This window comes from Glutamicibacter protophormiae (genome assembly GCF_016894325.1).
Classification (GTDB): Bacteria; Actinomycetota; Actinomycetes; order Actinomycetales; family Micrococcaceae; genus Glutamicibacter; species Glutamicibacter protophormiae.
The window spans coordinates 2,065,793-2,085,657 of sequence record NZ_CP069806.1; the positions used below are offsets into that span (position 1 = coordinate 2,065,793).

Consider the following 19,865-nt stretch of genomic DNA (forward strand, 5'->3'; position numbering starts at 1 on the left):
TTAGAAGTACCCTTCGGTCTTGCGGTCTTCCATGCCCGCGGCGGAAATACGGTCGTCAGCGCGCGTGGCCCCGCGTTCGGTCAGCGTGGCCACGGCCAGTTCGTCGAGCACCTTCTGGACGGTGTCCGCGTTGGAGAGCACCGCGCCGGTGCAGCTGGCGTCCCCCACGGTGCGATAGCGCACCTCGCGGATGGCCACCTGCTCGCCCGGTTCGGGCTGGCTGACCGCGGTGACCGCCCGCCACATGCCGTCGCGTTCGAAGACCTGGCGGCGGTGGGCGAAGTAGATGGAGGGCAGCGCGATCTCCTCGCGCTGGATGTAGGCCCAGATGTCCCTTTCGGTCCAGTTGGAGATCGGGAAGGCGCGCACATGCCAGTCCGGTTCGTGGCGGCCGTTGTACAGGTTCCAGATCTCCGGGCGCTGGTTGCGCGGATCCCAGACGCCGAACTCGTCGCGCAGGGACAGGATGCGCTCCTTGGCGCGGGCCTTGTCCTCGTCGCGGCGGGCCCCGCCGAACACCACGTCGAAGCCGTTGGATTCGATGGTGTCCAGCAGCACCCGGGTCTGCAGCCGGTTGCGGGTGCCGTCGGGCAGCTGCGCCAGCTGGCCGCGGTCGATGTATTCCTGCACGGAGCCGACCACCAGGTTCAGGCCGTATCTGGCCACCACGGCGTCGCGGAAGTTCAGCACCTCCCCGAAGTTGTGGCCGGTGTCGATGTGCACCACGGGGATCGGCACGCGGCCCGGGAAGACGGCCTTGGCCAGCAGGTGCAGCACGACCACGGAGTCCTTGCCTCCGGAGAAGAGCAGCCCGGGCTTCTCGAATTCGGCGAGCACCTCGCGGATGATGTGGATGGATTCGGCTTCCAGGGCGTCCAGGACGCTGCGCTGGGTGCCGGGGCGGGCGGTAGCGGTGAGGCTCATGGGGATGTCCTTGGGGTTAGATGTGGATGCCGCATTCGGTTTTCGACAGGCCGGCCCAGCGTCCGGCGCGCGGGTCCTCGCCCTCGGCGACGGGCCGGGTGCAGGGTTCGCAGCCGATGGAGGGGTAGCCGTGGGCCAGCAGCAGGTTCACCGGAACCTGGTGTCCGGCGGCGTAGCCGATCAGCTCATCGAAGCTCCAGGCCGCCACCGGGTTGAACTTGAGCAGCCCGTGGGTCTCGTCGAAGGCGACCAGCGGCGTGTTGCCGCGGGTGGGAGCCTCGTCGCGGCGGACCCCGGTGAACCAGGCTCCGTAGCCGGACAGAGCGCGCTTGAGCGGGTCCATCTTGCGCAGCTTGCAGCAGGCGGCCGCGTCGCGGGCGAACAGGTCCTTGCCGTATTTTTCATCCTGCTGGGCCACGGTCAGCTCCGGGAGCACGTCCACCACGGTGACCGGTAGCCTTTCGGCGACCTCGTCGCGGGTGATGCGGGTTTCGGTGAAGTGGTAGCCGGTGTCCAGGAAGAGCACGTCCACCCCGGGCAGCTGCTGCGCCACCAGGTGCGGCAGCACCGCGTCGGCCATGGAGCAGGCCACCGCGATCTCGCGCACCTCCAGGTGGCGGGCGGCGAAGGCGATGACCTCCTCCGCGCTGGCGTCCCAGCCCAGTTCCTGTGCGCCCAGCGCCGCGATCTCGCGCAGCTCGGCTTCGGTTTTGGCGGTGCGGGGGCTCATGACAGGTCCTCCTCGGCGGCGCGGTGGGCCCAGGCGGCGAAGGATTCGCCGTCCCCGGCCAGCGCCGAATAGTTCTTCACCACGCGCTCGACGTAGTCGGGCAGTTCATCGGCGGCGACCTTCAGGCCGCGCACGGTGCGGCCCAGGCTGGCCTCGCCGTTCTCGAATCCGGCCAGCGTGCCGCCCAGGTGCACCTGGAACCCGGAAACCTGCTCGCCGGCGTCGTTGGTGATCAGCTGGCCCTTGAAGCCGAGGTCCGCGGTCTGCACGCGGGCGCAGGAGTTCGGGCAGCCGTTCACGTGCAGGGACAGCGCCTTGGGCAGCTTGCCCTCGTGGTCAGCCAGCCGCGCCTCGATCTGGCGCACCGCGTCGATGGTGGTGTTCTTGGTGTCCACGATGGCCAGCTTGCAGTACTCGATGCCGGTGCAGGCGATGGCCGAGCGGCGCAGCAGCCCCGGGTAGGCTTCCAGCCCCAGCGCGCGGGCGCCGCCCACGAAGTCCTCGACCCGCTCCGACGCGATGTCCAGGGCGATGATCTTCTGGTGCGGGGTGGTGCGCAGCCGGGTGGAGCCGTGGGCTTCGGCCAGGTCGGCCAGGGCGGTGAGCGTGGTGCCCGAAACGCGCCCGGCTTCCGCGGTGAGCCCGATGTAGAACTTGCCGTCCTTCTGCTCATGCACCCCGGAATGGTCTCCGGCGGTTTCCGGCTGCGGTCCGGGGGCGATGTCCGGCAGCGCGTAGCCCAGGTATTCGTCCTCCAGGACCTGGCGGAACTTCTGCGTGCCCCAGTCGGCCAGCAGGAATTTCAGCCGGGCGCGGTTGCGCAGCCGGCGGTAGCCGTAGTCGCGGAAGATGGAGGTGACGCCCTCCCAGACATCCGGGGCCTGCTCCTGGGTGACGAACGCGCCCAGGCGTTCGCCCAGCCGCGGGTTGGAGGACAGTCCCCCGCCCACCCACAGGTCGTAGCCCGGGCCCAGCTGCGGGTGCACGATCCCGATCAGCGCCACGTCGTTGATCTCATGCACCACGTCCTGGCTGGGATGCCCGGAGATCGCTGTCTTGAACTTGCGCGGCAGGTTCGCGAATTCCGGGTTGCCGACGTAGCGACGGGCGATCTCCGCGATCACCGGGGTGGGGTCGATGATCTCCTCGGCGGCGATGCCCGCCACCGGGGAGCCGAGGATGACGCGCGGCACGTCGCCGCAGGCCTCGGTGGTGTGCAGCCCGACGGATTCGAGCCGGCGCCAGATCTCCGGCACGTCCACCACGTCCACCCAGTGCAGCTGGATGTTCTGGCGGTCGGTGAAGTCCGCGGTGTCCCGGGCGAAGTCGGTGGAGATGCCGCCGATGACGCGCAGCTGCTGCGTGCTCAGCGCGCCGCCGTCGATGCGCACCCGCAGCATGAAGTAGCGGTCCTCGAGCTCCTCGGGGCTCAGCGTCGCGGTTTTGCCGCCCGGGATGCCCTGGGCGCGCTGGGTGTACAGGCCCCACCAGCGGAAGCGGCCGTGCAGGTCCTCGTGGTCGATGGAGTCGAAGCCCTGCACGGCGTAGATCTCTTCGATGCGCTGGCGCACGTTCAGGCCGTTGTCTGCGGCCTTCATTTCCTCGTTGGCGTTCAGCGGGGTCGTGCCGTCGATCTTCCATTGGCCGTTGGGCTTGGCCGCCCGTTGGGGCCGGGCCGGTGTGGTTGTCTGCGTCATGTTTCCCAGCGTAGGAAACCGGCCCCGGGGGCTGGCAACCGCCGGAGGTCACATGAACACGCGAGTCCTAAAGACTTCGAACTTCGTCATGCGGCGTCATGAAACCGGCGGTTTCAAGGGCGGTTTTCAGTCGCACGAGGAAACATTGGGCGATCGTGACGTCCGGCAGCAGCGGGCTTGTGACGACCGCGGCGCCCGTGCTAGCGAGCTTGTCCTGGAAGAATCCGTCGGCCAGCAGGACGCTGAGCAGCAGCACCGGCCGGGACCCTGCGTCGGCAACGGCATGGAGAACGTTCGGCTGCGCCCCGGCGCAGTAGGCCACGGCCACCTCCCGGCCCAGCAGGTCCTGCAGCTTGGCGGCGAGCTGGACGATTTGCTGCTGGCCGACCTCCAGCCGGGTCCCGGCCGCGGCCAGGATGACCATCGGATCATTCTCCAGGTGCGGCCGGGCTCGCTGGGCCAGCACCTTCGCGAGGTCGGGCAGCGGGCCCAGCGGGTCGGCGGCAATCGTCCTGTCCCGCGAGGCCACGGCCTGAGCCACGTCATGCGTGGTGTGCACGCCGTCGGCCACCAGCAGCGGCAGCACCACGGCCGGCTCCCCGGCGGGCAGGCTCGCGAGGACCTGCGGCAAGGAGGGTTGCTGCACGTCCACATAGGCCTCGTGCCAGCGCAGCTCGGGACGCCAGTTGGCGCTCAGCCCCTCCAGCTGTCCGCGCAGCTGGTTGATCAGCCGCTGCCCGTCGGGATTGTCGGTGCCGTGCGAGGCGGCCACCACGTGGATGGCCGGCGGGATGCTGGTGCTCATGGAATGCTCCTTGCCGGAAGGCCGGCTACTTGTTGGCGCGGATCAGCTTGTGGTTGGCGGCCTGGGCCTGCGGGCGGATGACGATCTGGTCAAGGTTCACGTGGGCGGGGGCGCTGACCGCGAACCGGATCACCTCGGCCACGTCCTCGGCGGTGAGCGGGTTGTCCACCCCGGCGTACACGCTGTCCGCCGCCTGCTGGCTGCCCAGCCGGCGCAGCGCGAATTCCTCGGTCTGCACCAGGCCCGGCAGCACCTCGATGACGCGGATGCCGTGCTCGACTTCCTCCAGGCGCAGCGCCTGGGTCATGGCGCTCTGTGCGGCCTTGGCGGCGTTGTAGCCGCTGCCGCCTTCATAGCTGGCCAGGGCGGCGGTGGAAGTCAGGTTCACGATGGTGCCCCCGGTCTTGCGCAGCTGCGGCAGCAGTGCGCGGGTCAGGCGCATGGTGCCCATGACATTTGACTGCCACATGAAATCCCAATGCTCATCCACCGCATCGGCCCAGTATTCGGTGCCCCGGGCGCCGCCGGCCACGTTGATCAGGGTGTCCGCACCCCCGTGCTCGGCCACGGCCAAGGCCAGCGCGTCCACATCGGTCTGGTTGCTGACATCGGCCGGGATCGCAATGGCGCCGGTCTGCTTGGCCAGTGCCTCCAGCCGCTCGGCGCGGCGGGCCACGGCGAATACGGTCCATCCCTGCTCGCGCAGGGCGCGCACGGTGGCCTGGCCGATCCCGGAGGAGGCCCCGGTGACGACGGCGGAACGATTGGACGAGGTGTTTTCCCAAAGAGTCATGGTTCTAGCTTAGGACTTCTGGGCCTCCACGCAGGATGTCGCGGCTTTCTCCTACGTTGCCCGGCCGCTTGTCTCCCGGCACAAACCCCTCCAGAAAGCCCGCCCGTTTAATGCAAAGGCGGCCTGGTGGCAAGCTCCTGGGCGAGGTCGGCAAAGCGGTAGTTGCCCTCATATTCGACTCCCGATATTCGACGTGTGGTGGCGTGGAACTGTGCCAGGAAATCTTCTCCGCGCGTTGATACCGCGGCTTCGACCAAAGCGCGGTAAATCCGTGGGCGGAAGCTGGGCATTTGAGCCGTATCCCGGCGAAATTCAGGCCGTCCTTGAAAAGCGATGATGCTGGCGCCGGAGGGAACCGAGGATTGGACCAGGTCGGCAACCTCAACTGCGTCATACTGCGCTTCTCGCCGCATCAGCATCCCTAATTCCGCCTCGGTGACCGGGATCAACACGCCGTTGATCAGTGCACCACGCTGCGGTGCGATGTCCAGAAAAAGTCCGTTGCATGCATACCCATCCTCGAAAATTATCGGCACCCTAATTTCCCAGTCACGCGAATACTCATGAAGCAGGCCAGTTGGCATCTGTTGCCGGTCGATTTTCCTTTTCAAGGTCCGAGATACCGATTCTGCGGAGACGAGGGAACCGTATCCGAAAATATACAAACCGTGATCCGCAATTCCATCCAAAGGTGTCATGGCTCACATACTATGAGTAGATGGCTGCTATCGGGAAGCAGTGGATCGCACAGTACGGAATGCATCGCCTGCTGGACAATGACTGTGGAGATCTGCGGGAAAATGGCTTTCGCAGCCATGAGGGAACCTTGGAAATTTTGCTGAGGCCCGGCGCCACCGCCAAAATCCTTGATGAGGCGATCCGGTCAGCTTCAGGTCGCCGCGATCGCGCCTACTGGCTCGTGCGCGGAACCAACCTCGGTGTCGGAATGCTAATTGGCGGTGGAACGCTCGTAGTCCTCGCGCTTATTGACCTGTTCAACCAACTGGTCGGCACCACAGTCATTGATCGTGTGCTGGGGACTCCCTGGCAAGGGTCACTCATGCTTTTGACCTTCCTCGCGGGCGGGGCTGCAGTGAGTTTCGCCCCCAGGCTCATTTCCGCTGATGACGGATGGGCCCGGGGCTTGGCCGTGCGGTGGATCAACGAGGAGGCCAGAGCGCGGTCTCGGATCAATCGTCGACTGCGAGCCTCATGCCAGCGGTCGCTGGTCAGACGAGTTGTCATTTGGAATGCCCTCTCCCCTGACTCGATTGGGCCCCATGGCATCCTCGAATGCTTCCGCGGTGTCGAGGTCGATGTGGAACTTCATATCCATCATGACGAGCAGGCCCAGCTCATGGACTTTTTGACAATACTGCGCGACCAGTGTCCCGAGGTCTGCTTCAACATGTCATCGCCCATCCCGAATCACGAATTCACAGCCGAGGCTGGATGCGCTGGCGAATCCCTTGAATCGCTAGGACAAGTCGCAGGTTTGCTTGCAACGCAGGCCTACGGCCTGGCCATCCAGCATTCCACTTATCGGGTCGTCGAGCCGTGGCGATCGGCAATAGTTAGTTCGGGAAAATTCCCGAATGCCGGCATCGCGTACCGCCTTGCGGCGGAACGCTACGACCAGTTGTTTAAACCAAGCGACCCGGACCAACAGTCCGTACGCGGCACCCAATGGATGCAACGCTTTGTGACAGATTACCGATTATTTGTGCCGGATCTCATCGCGGGGGTTTTGCGCACTGCCGGGAACGTTTCTGCGGTGGATCCGCTCTCGGCGCACCGGGAGCTCGCCCTCATGCTTGAGGTGCGCAACCCAGCCCATGCGCCGCTTCCGAATGACCTCAAAGACGATGTCGCTTCCGTTTTTATCACGATCATGCGAACCGAATCTGAGGATTGGGAATCGCCAGAATTCGGCATCTTGCTTAATCACTACGTGAATCTCGCCGCGGCCAAGGGCCACTACCGCGGCATCAACGTGCTGGCCGAGGTCATCGCGCAAGAGCTGGCCGTTCCGAGCGAACTGCGACGGCTGTTGCCGCAGTTGACGATAGAAAGTCTCATGCTCCTTCATGAGCCGCTTTCGATCGCTGGGCACGGACAGCTTGCGATTCGCATTGCCAACTGGATCGCTCCATTCACCGGAACCGCCGGCGCGCTGCAACGGGCGACCATACTGGAACGAATCGGTGACTATGACGCAGCCCGGTGCGAACTGGACTCGATTGAGGCGTTCGCATTAACCGATGCGCCATTGCTCGACAGCTTTCTGCGCCGAAGTGTCTGGCTAATGCTAAGCGCCGGGCGACAGGAACCTGGGTGGAATCCGGAACTGGCTCGAACCCAACTCGAAAAGCTCGATGAACTCTTTTCCCGTCCAAACCGCGTGAGGACTCCGAATGAAGCCCGCGAACTGGAAAACTTCTGGGCTTTGCTCCTCGAATGGGAGGACAACCGGCTGGCGGCTATCGAACGTCACCAGCGTGCAATAGACCTGCCGGGAGTTCCGCTGCGTCGCGTATTGGGAAGCATGATCAACAAAGGTCGCACCCAACGGGATCTAGCCGTTGCCCAGATCGTTAGGAACCCGGATCATGCCGGGATTTCTGATTTCAAGACCGCACTGGAGGCGTTGGAAGAAGCGGTCTCGGTCATTAACCGCGGATACTGGGGAAAATTGGAAATCGGCGACATGGACGAGTCGCCCATCGGCGCGCACAACCTGGCGATCGCAAGACTGTACCAATCGGCCGTCTGCGGAAGGCTCGATGGCAGAGAACGAGCCTTGGAGTTTGCCATGCTTGCCCTGGAACACGCGCAGGAGGGTCACGAGCAGTTGCGGATCAGCGGTTCAACACGCAAGAAATCAACACTCTTGGCCGAAGCCCAGCTTGCAGCGCGGATCGCCGGACTGTCGGCGTCAGATGAACATGTTTCTTGGGACTTGATACCCTTGGCGGACAGGCAGAACCTCGATTGGGTCTTCATTCTCAATCCAGCACTGAATTCAGAGGCCAGCTGACCCTTTTCGCTCGAATCGCTCCTGGATGGTTTCCGTTCACGCGCCAGGTTGGATGCCCGAGTTCCGAGTTCCGCGACAGGGTGTCCGCCTGATGACTCCGAACAGGCCGGATCAGCCCTCCACGATACCCTTGCGATCTCGGCTGGCCGCCCAAATCAAGCTGGACGGAATTTGAATCCAGCGCGGCACGGATTCGCGGTAGTTCTCATAGGCTTCACCGTACAGAGTGGCGAGGGCTTCTTCCTCGGCGGGGATCTGCAGCCGGTCGAGCCACAGCGTCACGCCGACTGCGGGCAGCAGCGCTCGCATCGAGCCTCGCCACAACCCGTGGGCGACCACCCCTCCAATCATGCCAAGATAGATCGGATTGCGGCTGGCTTGATATGCGCCGGAGACAATGAGTGTGGTGCTCCGCTCCGGGTGCATCGGATCGACCGTGGTTCGAGCCGCCCGGAATGCAACATCCGCCCATATTGCCAAGCCTGCACTTGCCGCGGCCAAAATGCCGGCGGCACCCTTGGCAACGACCGAGCCGGTCCTTCCGTCTGTCATCATCCGCTGCGCCCCAAGGGCGGCCAAGACCACCAGCGGCGGCGGAATCTTCGGTGCGGCATGCGACGTCATGTCACCGATCGTACGCTCTGCACAGTCCCGTGACTACGGTTCTCGGGCCGCATTCTTCCGCATGATGTGACGAAGCACTGACCCTTTTCTTGCGGTGCAGGCAAATGCGAGGCGGACGTGGGGCAAACCATTGACACGGATGACCGCGCGCCGGATAAAACATGAAAGAATGAACCCATGGCAGAAGAAAACTTGGGCACAGACGCGCCCGCAACGGTTTCCGTTCCTGACAAGCCCGCTTTGGAAGGCTTGGAGGAACGTCTCTCGTCCCGGTGGCGCACCGAGGGCACCTATCACTTCAATGAGGACACGACCCGCGAGGCCGTCTACTCCATCGACACTCCCCCGCCTACCGCGTCCGGTTCGCTGCACGTAGGACATATGTTCTCCTACACGCAGACCGACGTGCTGGCCCGCTACCAGCGCATGAACGGCAAGAACGTGTTCTACCCCATGGGTTGGGACGACAACGGCTTGCCGACCGAGCGCCGCGTGCAGAACTACTTCGGCGTCCGCTGCGACCCGACCAAGCCGTACATCGAGGGCTACCGCCCGCCGGAGAAGCCGGCCAAGAACCAGCGCGACTGGGACGTCATCGGCCGCAAGAACTTCATCGAGATCTGCGAAGAGCTGGCTGTCGAGGACGAGCAGGTCTTCGAGCAGCTGTTCTCCACCCTGGGCCTGTCCGTGGACTGGCGCATGACCTACCGCACCATCGATGACAATTCGCGTGCGGTTTCGCAGCGCGGCTTCCTGGAGAACCTGGCCAAGGGCGATGCCTACATGGCCGAGGCCCCCACCCTGTGGGACGTCACCTTCCGCACCGCCGTGGCCCAGGCCGAACTCGAGGACCGCGAAATGCCCGGCGCGTACTACCGCTACGGCTTCGCCACCGAGTCCGGCGAGCAGGTCTTCATCGAGACCACCCGTCCCGAACTGCTGGCCGCCTGCGCCGGCCTGGTCGCGCACCCGGATGACGAGCGCTACCAGCACCTGTTCGGCAAGACCGTGACCTCGCCGCTGTTCGGCGTTCCGGTCACCGTCTACCCGCACCCGCTGGCCCAGGCCGACAAGGGCTCGGGCATCGCGATGGTCTGCACCTTCGGCGATTTGACCGACGTGACCTGGTGGCGCGAACTGCAGCTGCCGACCCGCCCGATTATCGGCCGCGACGGCCGCATCCTGGCCGAGTCCCCGGAGTGGATCACCTCCGAGGAGGGCAAGGAGGTCTACGCCAAGATCGCCGGCAAGACCTCGTTCTCCGCCAAGGAGACCATGGTCGAGCTGCTCACCGAGGCCGGCCTGCTGGACGGCGAGCCGAAGAAGATCTCCCGCCCGGTGAACTTCTTCGAAAAGGGCGACAAGCCCCTGGAAATCGTCACCTCCCGCCAGTGGTACATCCGCAACGGCGGCCGCGACGAGGAGCGCCGCGCCCGCATGATCGAACGCGGCCAGCAGATCGACTTCCACCCGTCCTTCATGCGTTCGCGCTACGAGAACTGGGTCTCGGGCCTGAACGGCGACTGGCTGGTGTCCCGCCAGCGCTTCTTCGGCGTGCCGGTGCCGGTCTGGTACCAGGTCGACGAGCACGGCGAGCCGAACTACGACGCCCCGATCCTGCCTGAGATCTCGCAGCTGCCGGTCGACCCGGCCGCCGACGCCCCGGCAGGCTACACCGAGGACCAGCGCGGCGAAGCCAACGGCTTCATCGGCGACGCCGACGTGCTGGACACCTGGGCCACCAGCTCGCTGACCCCGCAGATCGTCGGCCGCTGGGGCCGCGACGACGAGTTCTTCTCGAAGGTCTACCCGTTCGACCTGCGCCCGCAGGGCCACGACATCATCCGCACCTGGCTGTTCTCCACCGCGGTCCGCGCCGATGCGCTGCACGGCAACGCCCCGTGGAAGCACGCCGCGATCTCCGGATGGATCCTGGACCCCGACCGCAAGAAGATGTCCAAGTCCAAGGGCAACGTGGTGGTCCCGAACGACGTGCTGGACAAGTTCGGCGCGGACGCGGTGCGCTACTGGGCCGCCAGCGCCAAGCTCGGCGCGGACACCGCCTACGAGATCAACCAGATGAAGATTGGCCGACGCCTGGCCATCAAGATCCTGAACGCGTCGAAGTTCGTGTTGAACCTGGGCGCCACCGAGGCGAACGTGCTCACCGACGACGCCTCCGTGGTGATCAACGGCCTGGACCAATCGCTGCTGACCCGCCTGTCCACGGTCATCGGCGACGCCCAGCGCGCGTTCGAGAACTACGACTACGCCCGCGCCCTGGACATCACCGAATCCTTCTTCTGGTCGTTCACCGACGACTACGTGGAACTGGTCAAGGACCGCGCCTACGGCGGACACGGCGAAGCCGAGCAGGCCAGCGTGCTGGCCACCTTGGCCACCACCCTGGATTCGGTGCTCCGCCTGTTCGCTCCGTTCCTGCCCTTCGCGACCGAAGAGGTCTGGGGCTGGTGGCGCGCCGGTTCGGTGCACCAGGCGCAGTGGCCGACCACCGGCCACCTGGCCGCGGCGATCGCCGATGCGGACGCAGAGGTGCTGCCGCTGGTGGGCACCGCGCTGTCCGGCATTCGCAAGGCCAAGTCCGACGCAAAGGTCAAGCAGCGCACCGAGGTGCTCTCCGGCGAAATCCATGCGCCGGCCGCACAGATCGCGCAGCTGCGGGCCGGCTTCGAGGATCTCAAGTCCGCGGCCAACGCCCGCGAGCTGACCCTCGTGGAAGCCGAAGGTGAATTGACCGTGGCCAACGTGGAGTTGGCACCGGTCGAAGAAGCCTAGTCCGAACGCGAAACGGCGGGCCGCCGGGAATGAGTTTTCCCGGCGGCCCGCCGTTTCGCTATGCCGAGGCTACTGCTCGATGAGGGGCCGGCCGGCCTGTTCGCGCCCGGTCCCCTGCCGCCGGCGCAGGATGCTGGAAATCGGCCAGGAGGCAGCGCCCAGGATGGCCGCAACCACTGCAACCGTAGTCAGGGCCCCGGTCAGCGATCCGGTGGCTTGGTTGTAGATGAGGTCGGCTACCGCAGGGTCCAGATTCGCGAACAGGTGCTCCCCCGCGTAGTCGGCCACCAGGGTGGCGATGGCCAGCGCGCTGAGCCCGGTCACCAGGCCCAGGCCGATCAGCGAGCGCGTCACATAACGCGGATTCAGGATGACCGTGGCCACCAGCAAGCCCGCGGCCACGTAGACCAGCCATGGCCCGTAGCTTTCAATGAGCGTGTACGCCTGCTGCACGGCGGGCAGCGCGTCGCTCTGGATGATCTGCACGTCCCATTCGAGGTTCGTCAGCGCGCCGAGACCGGGGATGCCCAGGGCGGTCAGGGAGTTCACGACCTCCCCGAGCACGTTGCTGAGTTGGAAGGTCAGGGCTCCGGCGTCGTCCAGGGAGACGGTGGAGCTGTTGCCGGAGAGAATGGCGACGGTTTTCGCGTGGCTGGCGCGCAGGGTGGATTCCCACACTGAGGCGAACTGGTTGGACTGCACCAGGTTGTGCACCGCGCCGTTGACAATGCCGTCCACTTTCCCGGCGATCTGCCCGCTGGGCACCAGGCTCGAGACGAACCCGTCGCCGGTCAGCGAATTGATGCGCTCTTCAAGCTGCAGCTGGTTGGAGATGGCCTGGGAGATCTGCCCGGAGAGCTCTTCCTGCAGCTGCGGGTTCTTGGCCAGCGGCGCGAGCGTCTGGGTGAAACCCTCGGTGTTCGTCACATGCTTCGTCGCCCACAAGCCAGTGATGGAGACCGGGGCGAGGACCAGGCCGATGATCAAGAATACGCTCGCGGTGATGGACCGCCAGCGGGAAATCGTTGCAGGCACGGTTTATCCTTCCTGGGGGCCATCGAATTGGCCCTGGCTACAGCTTAGCAATCGCCGATGCTCGCCGGACGGGCCGTCCCCATGTGCTTGGTGCGCCTGCGGCTTAAAACACCACAGGGACGTTCCGGAGCGGAACGTCCCTGTGGCGGCGAACTGACTAGTCGAATTCCGGGCTTTCGGTGCGCGAGCGCTTGAGCTCGAAGAAGTGCGGGAAGGCTGCCAGCGCGGCGGCGGCGTCGAACATCTTGCCTGCTTCTTCGCCCTTGGGGATGCGGGTGATCACCGGTCCGAAGAAGGCCACCCCGTCGACTGCGACGATCGGGGTTCCGACGTCCTGGCCGACCTTGCCGATGCCGACGTCATGGCTTGCGCGCAGCGCGTCGTCGTTCGCGTCGGTGTGGGCCGCGGCGGCGAGCTCGGCCGGCAGTCCGGTCTTCTGCAGCGCCTTCTCGATCACTTCGTCGCGGTCGGTCAGCTTCTCCTGGTGGAACAGCTCCCCCATGGCGGTGTAGAGCTGGTCCTTGACCTGGTCGCCGTGGTCCTGCGCCGCCTTGATGATGACCCGGACCGGGCCCCAGGAATCGTCCATCTTCGCACGGTATTCGGCGGGCAGGTCGCGGCCTTCGTTCAGCACCGACAGGCTCATGACGTTCCAGGAAACCTCGATATCGCGGACCTTCTCGACTTCCTTGATCCAGCGGCTCGTCGCCCAGGCGAACGGGCAAATAGGGTCAAACCAGAAATCGACATGCTGACGCGAAGCCATGAACTACCAACTTTCCTAGGGTCTCCCGCCGGAACCCGGCAGGCTGATGATGAGCTGAACTATGCGGACTTCTTGTTCCGCTTGGCCACCACTGCGTGCGACAGCAGGGTCGGTTCGGCGCCGTCCATGACGGTTTCGCGGGTCACGACAACCTCGGCGACATCCTCACGGCTTGGCAACTCGAACATGATGCCGGCCAGGGTTTCTTCCAGGATGGCGCGCAGGCCACGGGCGCCGGTTTCGCGTTCAATGGCCAACTCGGCGATGGCGTCCAGCGCCGGCTGCTCGAAGCTCAGCTGCACGCCGTCCATCTGGAACATCTTCTGGTACTGCTTGACCAACGCGTTGCGCGGCTCGGTCAGCACACGCACCAGCGCGTCGCGGTCCAGGTGCTCCACGGTGGTGATCACCGGCAGCCGGCCGATGAACTCGGGAATCAGGCCGAACTTCAGCAGGTCTTCCGGGCGCACGTCGGAGTACGAGGCAACCTCGGACTTCAGCGCGGTCAACGGGGCGCCGAAGCCGATGCCCTTGCGGCCGGCGCGGGAGGAGATGATCTCTTCCAAGCCGGCGAAGGCGCCGGCGACGATGAACAGGATGTTGGTGGTGTCCAGCTGCAGGAAGTCCTGGTGCGGGTGCTTGCGTCCGCCCTGCGGCGGGACCGCTGCGACGGTGCCCTCCAGGATTTTCAGCAGCGCCTGCTGCACGCCTTCGCCGGAGACATCGCGGGTGATCGACGGGTTCTCGCTCTTGCGCGAGATCTTGTCGATTTCATCAATGTAGATGATCCCGGTTTCGGCCTTCTTCACGTCGTAGTCCGCGGCCTGGATGAGCTTGAGCAGGATGTTCTCGACGTCCTCGCCGACATATCCGGCTTCGGTCAGGCTGGTGGCGTCGGCGACGGCGAAGGGCACGTTCAGCTTCTTGGCCAGCGACTGGGCGAGGTAGGTCTTGCCGCAGCCGGTGGGGCCGATGAGCATGATGTTGGACTTCGACACCTCGACGTCGCCGAGCGGGTCGTCATTGGTCAGGGCGGCAACCGGTGCGTGTTCCTGGTTGCCGTGGATGCGCTTGTAGTGGTTGTACACGGCGACGGACAGGGCGCGCTTGGCGTTCTCCTGGCCGATCACGTATTCCTGCAGGGAATCGAAGATCTCACGCGGCTTGGGCAGCGAGAATTCCTCATTGACTTGCTCTTCGGCAAATTCCTCGGCAATGATCTCATTGCACAGCTCAATGCACTCGGTGCAGATGTAGACGCCGTGGCCGGCAATCAGCTTCTTAACCTGTTTTTGGCTCTTTCCGCAGAAAGAGCACTTCAGCAGGTCCGAGCCCTCGCTCATACGTCCCATCGCACCATTCTCCCATTTGCCTTCAGTAGCTGTGGACTTACCCAATTCTAGGCCAGGTAGTCCCCAAAATAGCTGAACAAGGCGGCTTACCCGTCATGAGTCACTTTCAACCGAAAGCCACATTTCAGGTAAACCGCCAGTATTCAGCAATTATTCCCGGATCGGACTAGTGCCCCAGCACCGCGCGGTTGATCTTGCGCGGGGTCAGGACCTCGTCCACGATGCCGTATTCCTTCGCGTCGGCAGCCGTCATGAACAGGTCGCGCTCGACGTCGTCGCGAACCTTCTCCACGGTCTGGCCCGAATGCGCTGCGATGGTGGTCTCCAGCCAGGCGCGCATGCGCATGACCTCTTCGGCCTGGATCTGCAGGTCCGTCGCGGTGCCTCGTTCGCCCCCGCCCATGGCAGGCTGGTGGATCAGCACGCGGGCGTTCGGCAGCGCCAGGCGCTTGCCCGGGGTGCCGGCGGCCAGCAGCACGGCGGCGGCCGAGGCGGCCTGGCCGAGGCATACGGTCTGCACCTCTGGGCGGATGAACTGGATGGTGTCGTAGATCGCGGTCATCGCGGTGAACGAACCACCCGGGGAGTTGATGTACAAGGTGACATCGCGCTCCGGGTCCATCGATTCCAGGACGAGCAGCTGGGCCATCACGTCATCCGCGGAGGCGTCATCGACCTGGGCGCCGAGGAAGATGATGCGGTCTTCGAACAGCTTGGCGTAAGGGTCCTGGCGTTTGAAGCCGTACGGGGTACGCTCCTCGAACTGCGGCAGGATGTAGCGGGCCGAAGGCATCTGGCCGCTGGTGGCTTCAGGATTGAAGTGCATGGTGTTCTCCTAGGACAAATCTGTGTGATTCAAGCAGGTGGGTGCGGCGCTTAGGATTCGACTCCGCCGCCACCGGTGACGGAGCCGGCGTGCTTGGCGATCTTGTCGAAGAAGCCGTAGGCCAGGCCGTCTTCTGCGGTGAACCACTTGTCGCGCTGGTTGTCGATGAGGATCTGCTCCACGGTCTGGCCGGTCTGCTCGGCAGTCAGCTCGCTCATGACCTTCTTCATGTGCATGATCAGCTCGGCCTGGATCTTGATGTCCGAGGCCGTGCCGCCGATGCCGCCCGATGGCTGGTGCATCAGGATGCGGGCATTCGGGGTGGCGAAGCGCTTGCCCGGGGTTCCGGAGGACAGCAGGAACTGCCCCATGGAGGCTGCCAGGCCGGTGGCCACGGTCACCACGTCGTTCGGGATGTACTGCATGGTGTCGTAGATCGCCATGCCTGCGGTGATCGAACCGCCCGGCGAGTTGATGTACAGGTAGATGTCCTTCTCCGGGTCCTCTGCGGAGAGCAGCAGCAGCTGCGAGCAGATGGCGTTCGCATTGTCGTCGCGGACCTCGGAGCCCAGCCAGATGATGCGCTCCTTGAGGAGGCGGTTGTAGATGTAATCCTCACGGCCGGCCGGGTCAACGGTGGCCATGGTGGGAGTGCGCGAATCATTTGACATGTTCTCTACCTCTTCCAAACGTGTAGATCAGATTCTGGAATCCAAAGTCCGAATCCCAAAGCTGCAACTGGTTTACTTGCAGATTACTTACTTCAAGTCCTTGATGGGGCGTTTCATGCCCCTGTTTCGCTCACGGCGCATGCTGCACGCCGGAAGCGAACAAAAATGGCCGTCAACCAGCGTGTTTGCACATGCTGGCGGACGGCCATCAATGATTCGGGTGAAGGCTACTTGGCTTCGGTTGCCTCGGCCTCGGCCTCAACTGCCTCGTCTTCGCCAGCTGGCTTGACGAAGGAGCTCAGGTCCACGGCGGCACCGTTGGAGTCGGTGACCTTTGCGTACTCCAGGACCTTTGCCAGGGCCTTGCGGCGGCGTACCTCGCCCAGCAGCATCGGAACCTGGCCGGCGCCGTCCAGCATCTGCGCGAACTGGTTTGGCTCCATGCCGTACTGGCCGGCGGTCTGCACGATGTAGTCGATCAGCTCGGACTGCTCGACGCCAACCTCTTCGGCGTTGGCCACTGCGTCCAGGATGATTTCGTTCTTGAAGGCACGCTCGGTGTTCTCGCGAACTTCTGCGCGGTGCTCTTCGGTGTCGTGGTCGTCCTCGGCGTTCGGCTGATCGAAGTGCTGCTCGATCTGCTCGTTGATGACCGATTCAGGCACTGGAACCTCGACCAGTTCCAGCAGCTTGTCCAGGACCAGCTCGCGGGCCTCGACGCCCTGCTCGACGATCTTGCCTTCGGCGGCGGACTTGCCCAGGTCTTCGCGCAGTTCAACGATGGTGTCGAACTCGGAAGCCAGCTGCGCGAAGTCGTCGTTGGCCTCTGGCAGCTCGCGCTGCTTCACTGCGGTCACGACAACCTTGACGGTGGCAGGCTTGCCGGCGTACTCGCCGCCAGCCAGCTCGGTTTCGAAGGTTGCGTCTTCGCCAGCGGACAGGCCGGTGATGGCCTCGTCCATGCCCTCGAGCATGTTGCCCGAGCCGATCTGGTAGGACAGGCCCTGGGCCGAGTCGACCTCTTCGCCCTCGACCGAAGCGGTCAGGTCGATGGTGACGAACGAATCAGCAGCTGCTGGAGCTTCGACGTCCTTCAGGGTGCCGAAACGGCCGCGCAGGTCGTCGAGGGCCTTCTCGATGTCCTCGTCGGAAACTTCCTTGGCTTCGACGGAAACCTCGATGCCCTTGTAGTCAGGCAGCTCGACGTTCGGGCGGATGTCAACTTCCAGGGTGAAGACCAGCTGGCCCTCGCCTTCCTTCTCGATGGAAGGCAGCTCGGTGATGTCGACCTCTGGGCGCGACAGCGGGGTGAGCTCGTTCTCGACCATGGCGGCCTGGTAGTACTCGTTCAGACCCTCGTTCACAGCGGTCTCGATCACGTAGCCGCGGCCAACGCGCTGATCGATCAGGCGGGAAGGGACCTTGCCCTTGCGGAAGCCAGGGATCTGGATCTGCTGAGCGATAGTCTTGTACGCCTCATCGACGCGGGGCTTCAGCTCTTCGTAAGGAACTTCAACGGTCAGCTTAACCCGGGTCGGGTTGACGTTTTCGACGGCGCTCTTCACAGCGTTGTACTCCTGAGTCGTAATAATTAGGTCTAATCTGCAAAAACCCCGCAACATGGTGGCGTTGCGGGGTTGTTCGACAGAGTCGGGGTGACAGGATTCGAACCTGCGACCTCACGCTCCCAAAGCGCGCGCTCTAGCCAAGCTGAGCTACACCCCGATTAGCAGTGATCAGTCTAACCGAAGTTTTACCGTATCCACTAATCGTCTGTGATGCAGTTCGGACTATTTCACTAGTATCCGAAGATCACAAGATCTAAATAATATTTAGCTCTCAAGTTTCATGTACTTCCGGACCGAAATCCCTGGTTCATGAGTCGGGGTGACAGGATTCGAACCTGCGACCTCACGCTCCCAAAGCGCGCGCTCTAGCCAAGCTGAGCTACACCCCGTTGAATTCCTGAGAAAATCGCTTTTCACTTGAATCAACTCTTTGTGAATTCAGGTTTGGATTTCTTTATCCGCGCCTGACCACAAGAAATAAAGATACACGGGTTCAGCGCAAATGCAAAATCAGGGTTCCTCTCCAGTCACCGCCGGGAAACCCCGTGTTTCCGGGGATTTTCCGAGAATATTACCGATCTTTCGTCCGTATTCAGCACAGACGTGAGGTGCATAACAACAAATGCGGGGGCCGCCGCAATTCGAGAATTGCTTTAGCGAAGTCCATTTGAACTGCGGCTCCCGGAGTATTCACGCGTTAGCCAGGCTTTTGACAGGGTTGGAGGGACAGCATGAATCATGACTTTCGAAACGACAACCATCGATCAGGAGCCGGAAGGTTCCGGGCCTTCGCAGGAGTCCTCAGGTCCATCGCGCCGGGCGGTGCTGGCGTTGATCCCGATTGGAATGCTTGGGCTTGCCATGACCGGAATCGGCGTGGGCAAGTTGATGAGCGCCCCGAAACTCACCGCGACCCCTTTGGGAGCCATGGGCGCCGTGTCCGGGGTCTTGCCCGCATCCAGGGACTCATTCCCCTAGAGCTCGATCACTAGCCTCCCGCGGTGCCGGCGCTCAGGGCGGCCCTGCCCGCGGGACTTCAACGCGTGCGCATGCTGGTGGCGTTTACCACCCTCGAGTTAGACGGCACTCGATTCACCGCCGCCGAATTCTCGGTGCACGTCGTCGCACCCTTCGATTCCGCGGTCTAGTGGACCAACACCGCGGACATGGTCATCAAGCCCGGCTACAGCCTGCCGGCCACCTTGGTGTTCGAGATTCCGGACAAATCCATCGAACTGGTGCTGGTCGGCCCGGCGCCGCTGCGCCCGGGCATGAGTTCCGAGCACCACTCTTGAATCTCGGGCGCCCCGTGAACGCCCTCCGCGGCCGGTCGATCGCGGAGTTGTCGGTGCACCGAACTGAATGGCAGGGGCCGCTCCGATGCCGCGGCGGCAGAAAAGTCGCGGCTCAGGGTCCCCAGGCTCAACAGCACCTTGCCCCGAACTTCATCCCGCGCGACGGGTCCGGAGCCCCGGGAGTCAATGGATGCAGCCCTGTTGTCGCCGAGCACGAAGACCGCGCCCTCCGGAATGGCAACCGGGCCGGACCAGATCCCGTCGATAATGCTGGCGTCGCTGCCCGGTTCGTCCACGCGCCACCCATCCACATCAAGCAGTGAGTCCCTGATAGAGACTCCCTGGCCGCCAACGGCTACTATGCGGTTGAGCACGACATCTTCAGAGCCCCCATTTAGTAATGACCACCTGCCACACAAATGTCCGGCGGTCCCTGAAAAATCATCGGCACCACATGCAACCGAGGGTCGTCGACAGGATCCATGCTGCGCGGCGCCGGAACCTCGATGCGTTGGAGTAGACGCGCCGCGCTGCCACCGGGGCTGCACAAGTCTCATGGCCCAAGCACCTAGAGTGTTGGGAATGATCCAGCACAGCGTGCGCGGAGCACCCTTGGGAAACCTTGGCATGCGGTCATTTGGTCTATTCCCGGGGCAAGAACAAGGCAAGAGCCCCGGTTGGGGGAAACCGGGGCCCTTGGGGGGCGCCACTGCAAGGTACCGGCGCCGTGGCCCAACCTGACGGGGCTTGGGAGATTCATCCGTCAGCTGGGGTGCTCCGGTCGAACCTGAAGGTCGGCTACGAACCATGCTCCGGTACGTTTAACGCCGTTGGTCAGATTGGCCGTTGCTCCAGTATTGCGGAGAAAACCTATGAAAAGCTGGCGGTCCACCACGCAGCACCGCGCAGGTCTTGTCCAGGCCCTGGCGAACCGCGGGGAACGCAA

The 19,865-nt window shown here is 63.9% G+C and carries 17 protein-coding genes and 2 tRNA genes; 3 read left to right on the forward strand and 16 right to left on the reverse strand.

Annotation, left to right across the window (positions count from 1 at the left end):
- The 6 genes from cysD to JQN66_RS09635 form a co-directional block, all read right to left on the reverse strand.
- Complete coding sequence (gene cysD / locus JQN66_RS09610) at window positions 1-924, reverse strand: sulfate adenylyltransferase subunit CysD (protein WP_204674598.1); 924 nt, start codon at window positions 922-924, stop codon at window positions 1-3.
- 16 nt (window positions 925-940) lie between these two features.
- Window positions 941-1,654 carry a phosphoadenylyl-sulfate reductase gene (locus JQN66_RS09615; RefSeq protein ID WP_204674600.1) on the reverse strand — a complete coding sequence of 238 codons (714 nt, stop codon included), beginning with the start codon at window positions 1,652-1,654 and terminating at the stop codon, window positions 941-943.
- Window positions 1,651-3,351, reverse strand: a complete 1,701-nt coding sequence (locus tag JQN66_RS09620) for a nitrite/sulfite reductase (RefSeq protein ID WP_204674602.1) — start codon at window positions 3,349-3,351, stop codon at window positions 1,651-1,653. Before JQN66_RS09620 ends, JQN66_RS09615 begins: the two co-directional genes overlap by 4 nt.
- 67 nt (window positions 3,352-3,418) lie before the next feature.
- Entirely contained in the window at window positions 3,419-4,156 is a 738-nt protein-coding gene (locus JQN66_RS09625) for a sirohydrochlorin chelatase (RefSeq protein ID WP_204674604.1), read from the reverse strand.
- A 25-nt stretch (window positions 4,157-4,181) separates the two neighbouring features.
- Window positions 4,182-4,949 carry an SDR family oxidoreductase gene (locus tag JQN66_RS09630; protein ID WP_188946879.1) on the reverse strand — a complete coding sequence of 256 codons (768 nt, stop codon included), beginning with the start codon at window positions 4,947-4,949 and terminating at the stop codon, window positions 4,182-4,184.
- 107 nt (window positions 4,950-5,056) lie between these two features.
- Complete coding sequence (locus JQN66_RS09635; protein WP_204674606.1) at window positions 5,057-5,647, reverse strand: hypothetical protein; 591 nt, start codon at window positions 5,645-5,647, stop codon at window positions 5,057-5,059.
- 20 nt (window positions 5,648-5,667) lie between these two features.
- Between JQN66_RS09635 and JQN66_RS09640 the strand changes: the two genes are divergently transcribed.
- A complete protein-coding gene (locus tag JQN66_RS09640; RefSeq protein ID WP_204674608.1) occupies window positions 5,668-7,986 on the forward strand; it encodes a hypothetical protein in 2,319 nt (772 codons plus the stop codon).
- A gap of 111 nt (window positions 7,987-8,097) precedes the next feature.
- Here the strand turns inward: JQN66_RS09640 and JQN66_RS09645 are convergent, their stop codons facing one another.
- On the reverse strand, window positions 8,098-8,610 hold the full coding sequence (locus JQN66_RS09645) for a methyltransferase family protein (RefSeq protein WP_204674610.1): 513 nt from the start codon (window positions 8,608-8,610) through the stop codon (window positions 8,098-8,100).
- Window positions 8,611-8,787: 177 nt separating this feature from the next.
- Between JQN66_RS09645 and valS the strand changes: the two genes are divergently transcribed.
- A complete protein-coding gene (gene valS, locus JQN66_RS09650; RefSeq protein ID WP_204674612.1) occupies window positions 8,788-11,406 on the forward strand; it encodes a valine--tRNA ligase in 2,619 nt (872 codons plus the stop codon).
- A 69-nt stretch (window positions 11,407-11,475) separates the two neighbouring features.
- On the opposite strand, the gene JQN66_RS09655 is transcribed toward valS, so the two are convergent.
- The 8 genes from JQN66_RS09655 to JQN66_RS09690 all read right to left on the reverse strand — a co-directional run bounded on the left by JQN66_RS09655 (window position 11,476) and on the right by JQN66_RS09690 (window position 18,013).
- A complete protein-coding gene (locus JQN66_RS09655) occupies window positions 11,476-12,441 on the reverse strand; it encodes a hypothetical protein (protein ID WP_204674614.1) in 966 nt (321 codons plus the stop codon).
- Between the two features lie 157 nt (window positions 12,442-12,598).
- The gene (locus tag JQN66_RS09660) at window positions 12,599-13,207 is read right to left on the reverse strand and encodes a mycothiol-dependent nitroreductase Rv2466c family protein (RefSeq protein WP_204674616.1); all 609 of its coding nucleotides are present in this window, start codon (window positions 13,205-13,207) and stop codon (window positions 12,599-12,601) included.
- A 59-nt stretch (window positions 13,208-13,266) separates the two neighbouring features.
- Window positions 13,267-14,559 carry an ATP-dependent Clp protease ATP-binding subunit ClpX gene (gene clpX, locus JQN66_RS09665; RefSeq protein ID WP_188946873.1) on the reverse strand — a complete coding sequence of 431 codons (1,293 nt, stop codon included), beginning with the start codon at window positions 14,557-14,559 and terminating at the stop codon, window positions 13,267-13,269.
- A gap of 166 nt (window positions 14,560-14,725) precedes the next feature.
- On the reverse strand, window positions 14,726-15,385 hold the full coding sequence (locus JQN66_RS09670; RefSeq protein ID WP_204674618.1) for an ATP-dependent Clp protease proteolytic subunit: 660 nt from the start codon (window positions 15,383-15,385) through the stop codon (window positions 14,726-14,728).
- A 50-nt stretch (window positions 15,386-15,435) separates the two neighbouring features.
- Complete coding sequence (locus JQN66_RS09675) at window positions 15,436-16,029, reverse strand: ATP-dependent Clp protease proteolytic subunit (protein WP_047120760.1); 594 nt, start codon at window positions 16,027-16,029, stop codon at window positions 15,436-15,438.
- Window positions 16,030-16,283: 254 nt separating this feature from the next.
- Window positions 16,284-17,621: a trigger factor gene (gene tig / locus JQN66_RS09680; protein ID WP_188946871.1), complete on the reverse strand. Its 1,338-nt coding sequence runs from the start codon at window positions 17,619-17,621 to the stop codon at window positions 16,284-16,286.
- A gap of 85 nt (window positions 17,622-17,706) precedes the next feature.
- Window positions 17,707-17,781, reverse strand: a tRNA-Pro gene (locus tag JQN66_RS09685).
- 157 nt (window positions 17,782-17,938) lie between these two features.
- Window positions 17,939-18,013 (reverse strand) — tRNA-Pro (locus JQN66_RS09690).
- Window positions 18,014-18,362: 349 nt separating this feature from the next.
- Here JQN66_RS09690 and JQN66_RS09695 point away from each other — a divergent pair.
- Window positions 18,363-18,602 carry a hypothetical protein gene (locus JQN66_RS09695; RefSeq protein WP_204674620.1) on the forward strand — a complete coding sequence of 80 codons (240 nt, stop codon included), beginning with the start codon at window positions 18,363-18,365 and terminating at the stop codon, window positions 18,600-18,602.
- 205 nt (window positions 18,603-18,807) lie between these two features.
- Here the strand turns inward: JQN66_RS09695 and lepB are convergent, their stop codons facing one another.
- Window positions 18,808-19,728, reverse strand: a complete 921-nt coding sequence (gene lepB / locus JQN66_RS09700; protein WP_338029203.1) for a signal peptidase I — start codon at window positions 19,726-19,728, stop codon at window positions 18,808-18,810.
- Window positions 19,729-19,865: the final 137 nt, after the last annotated feature.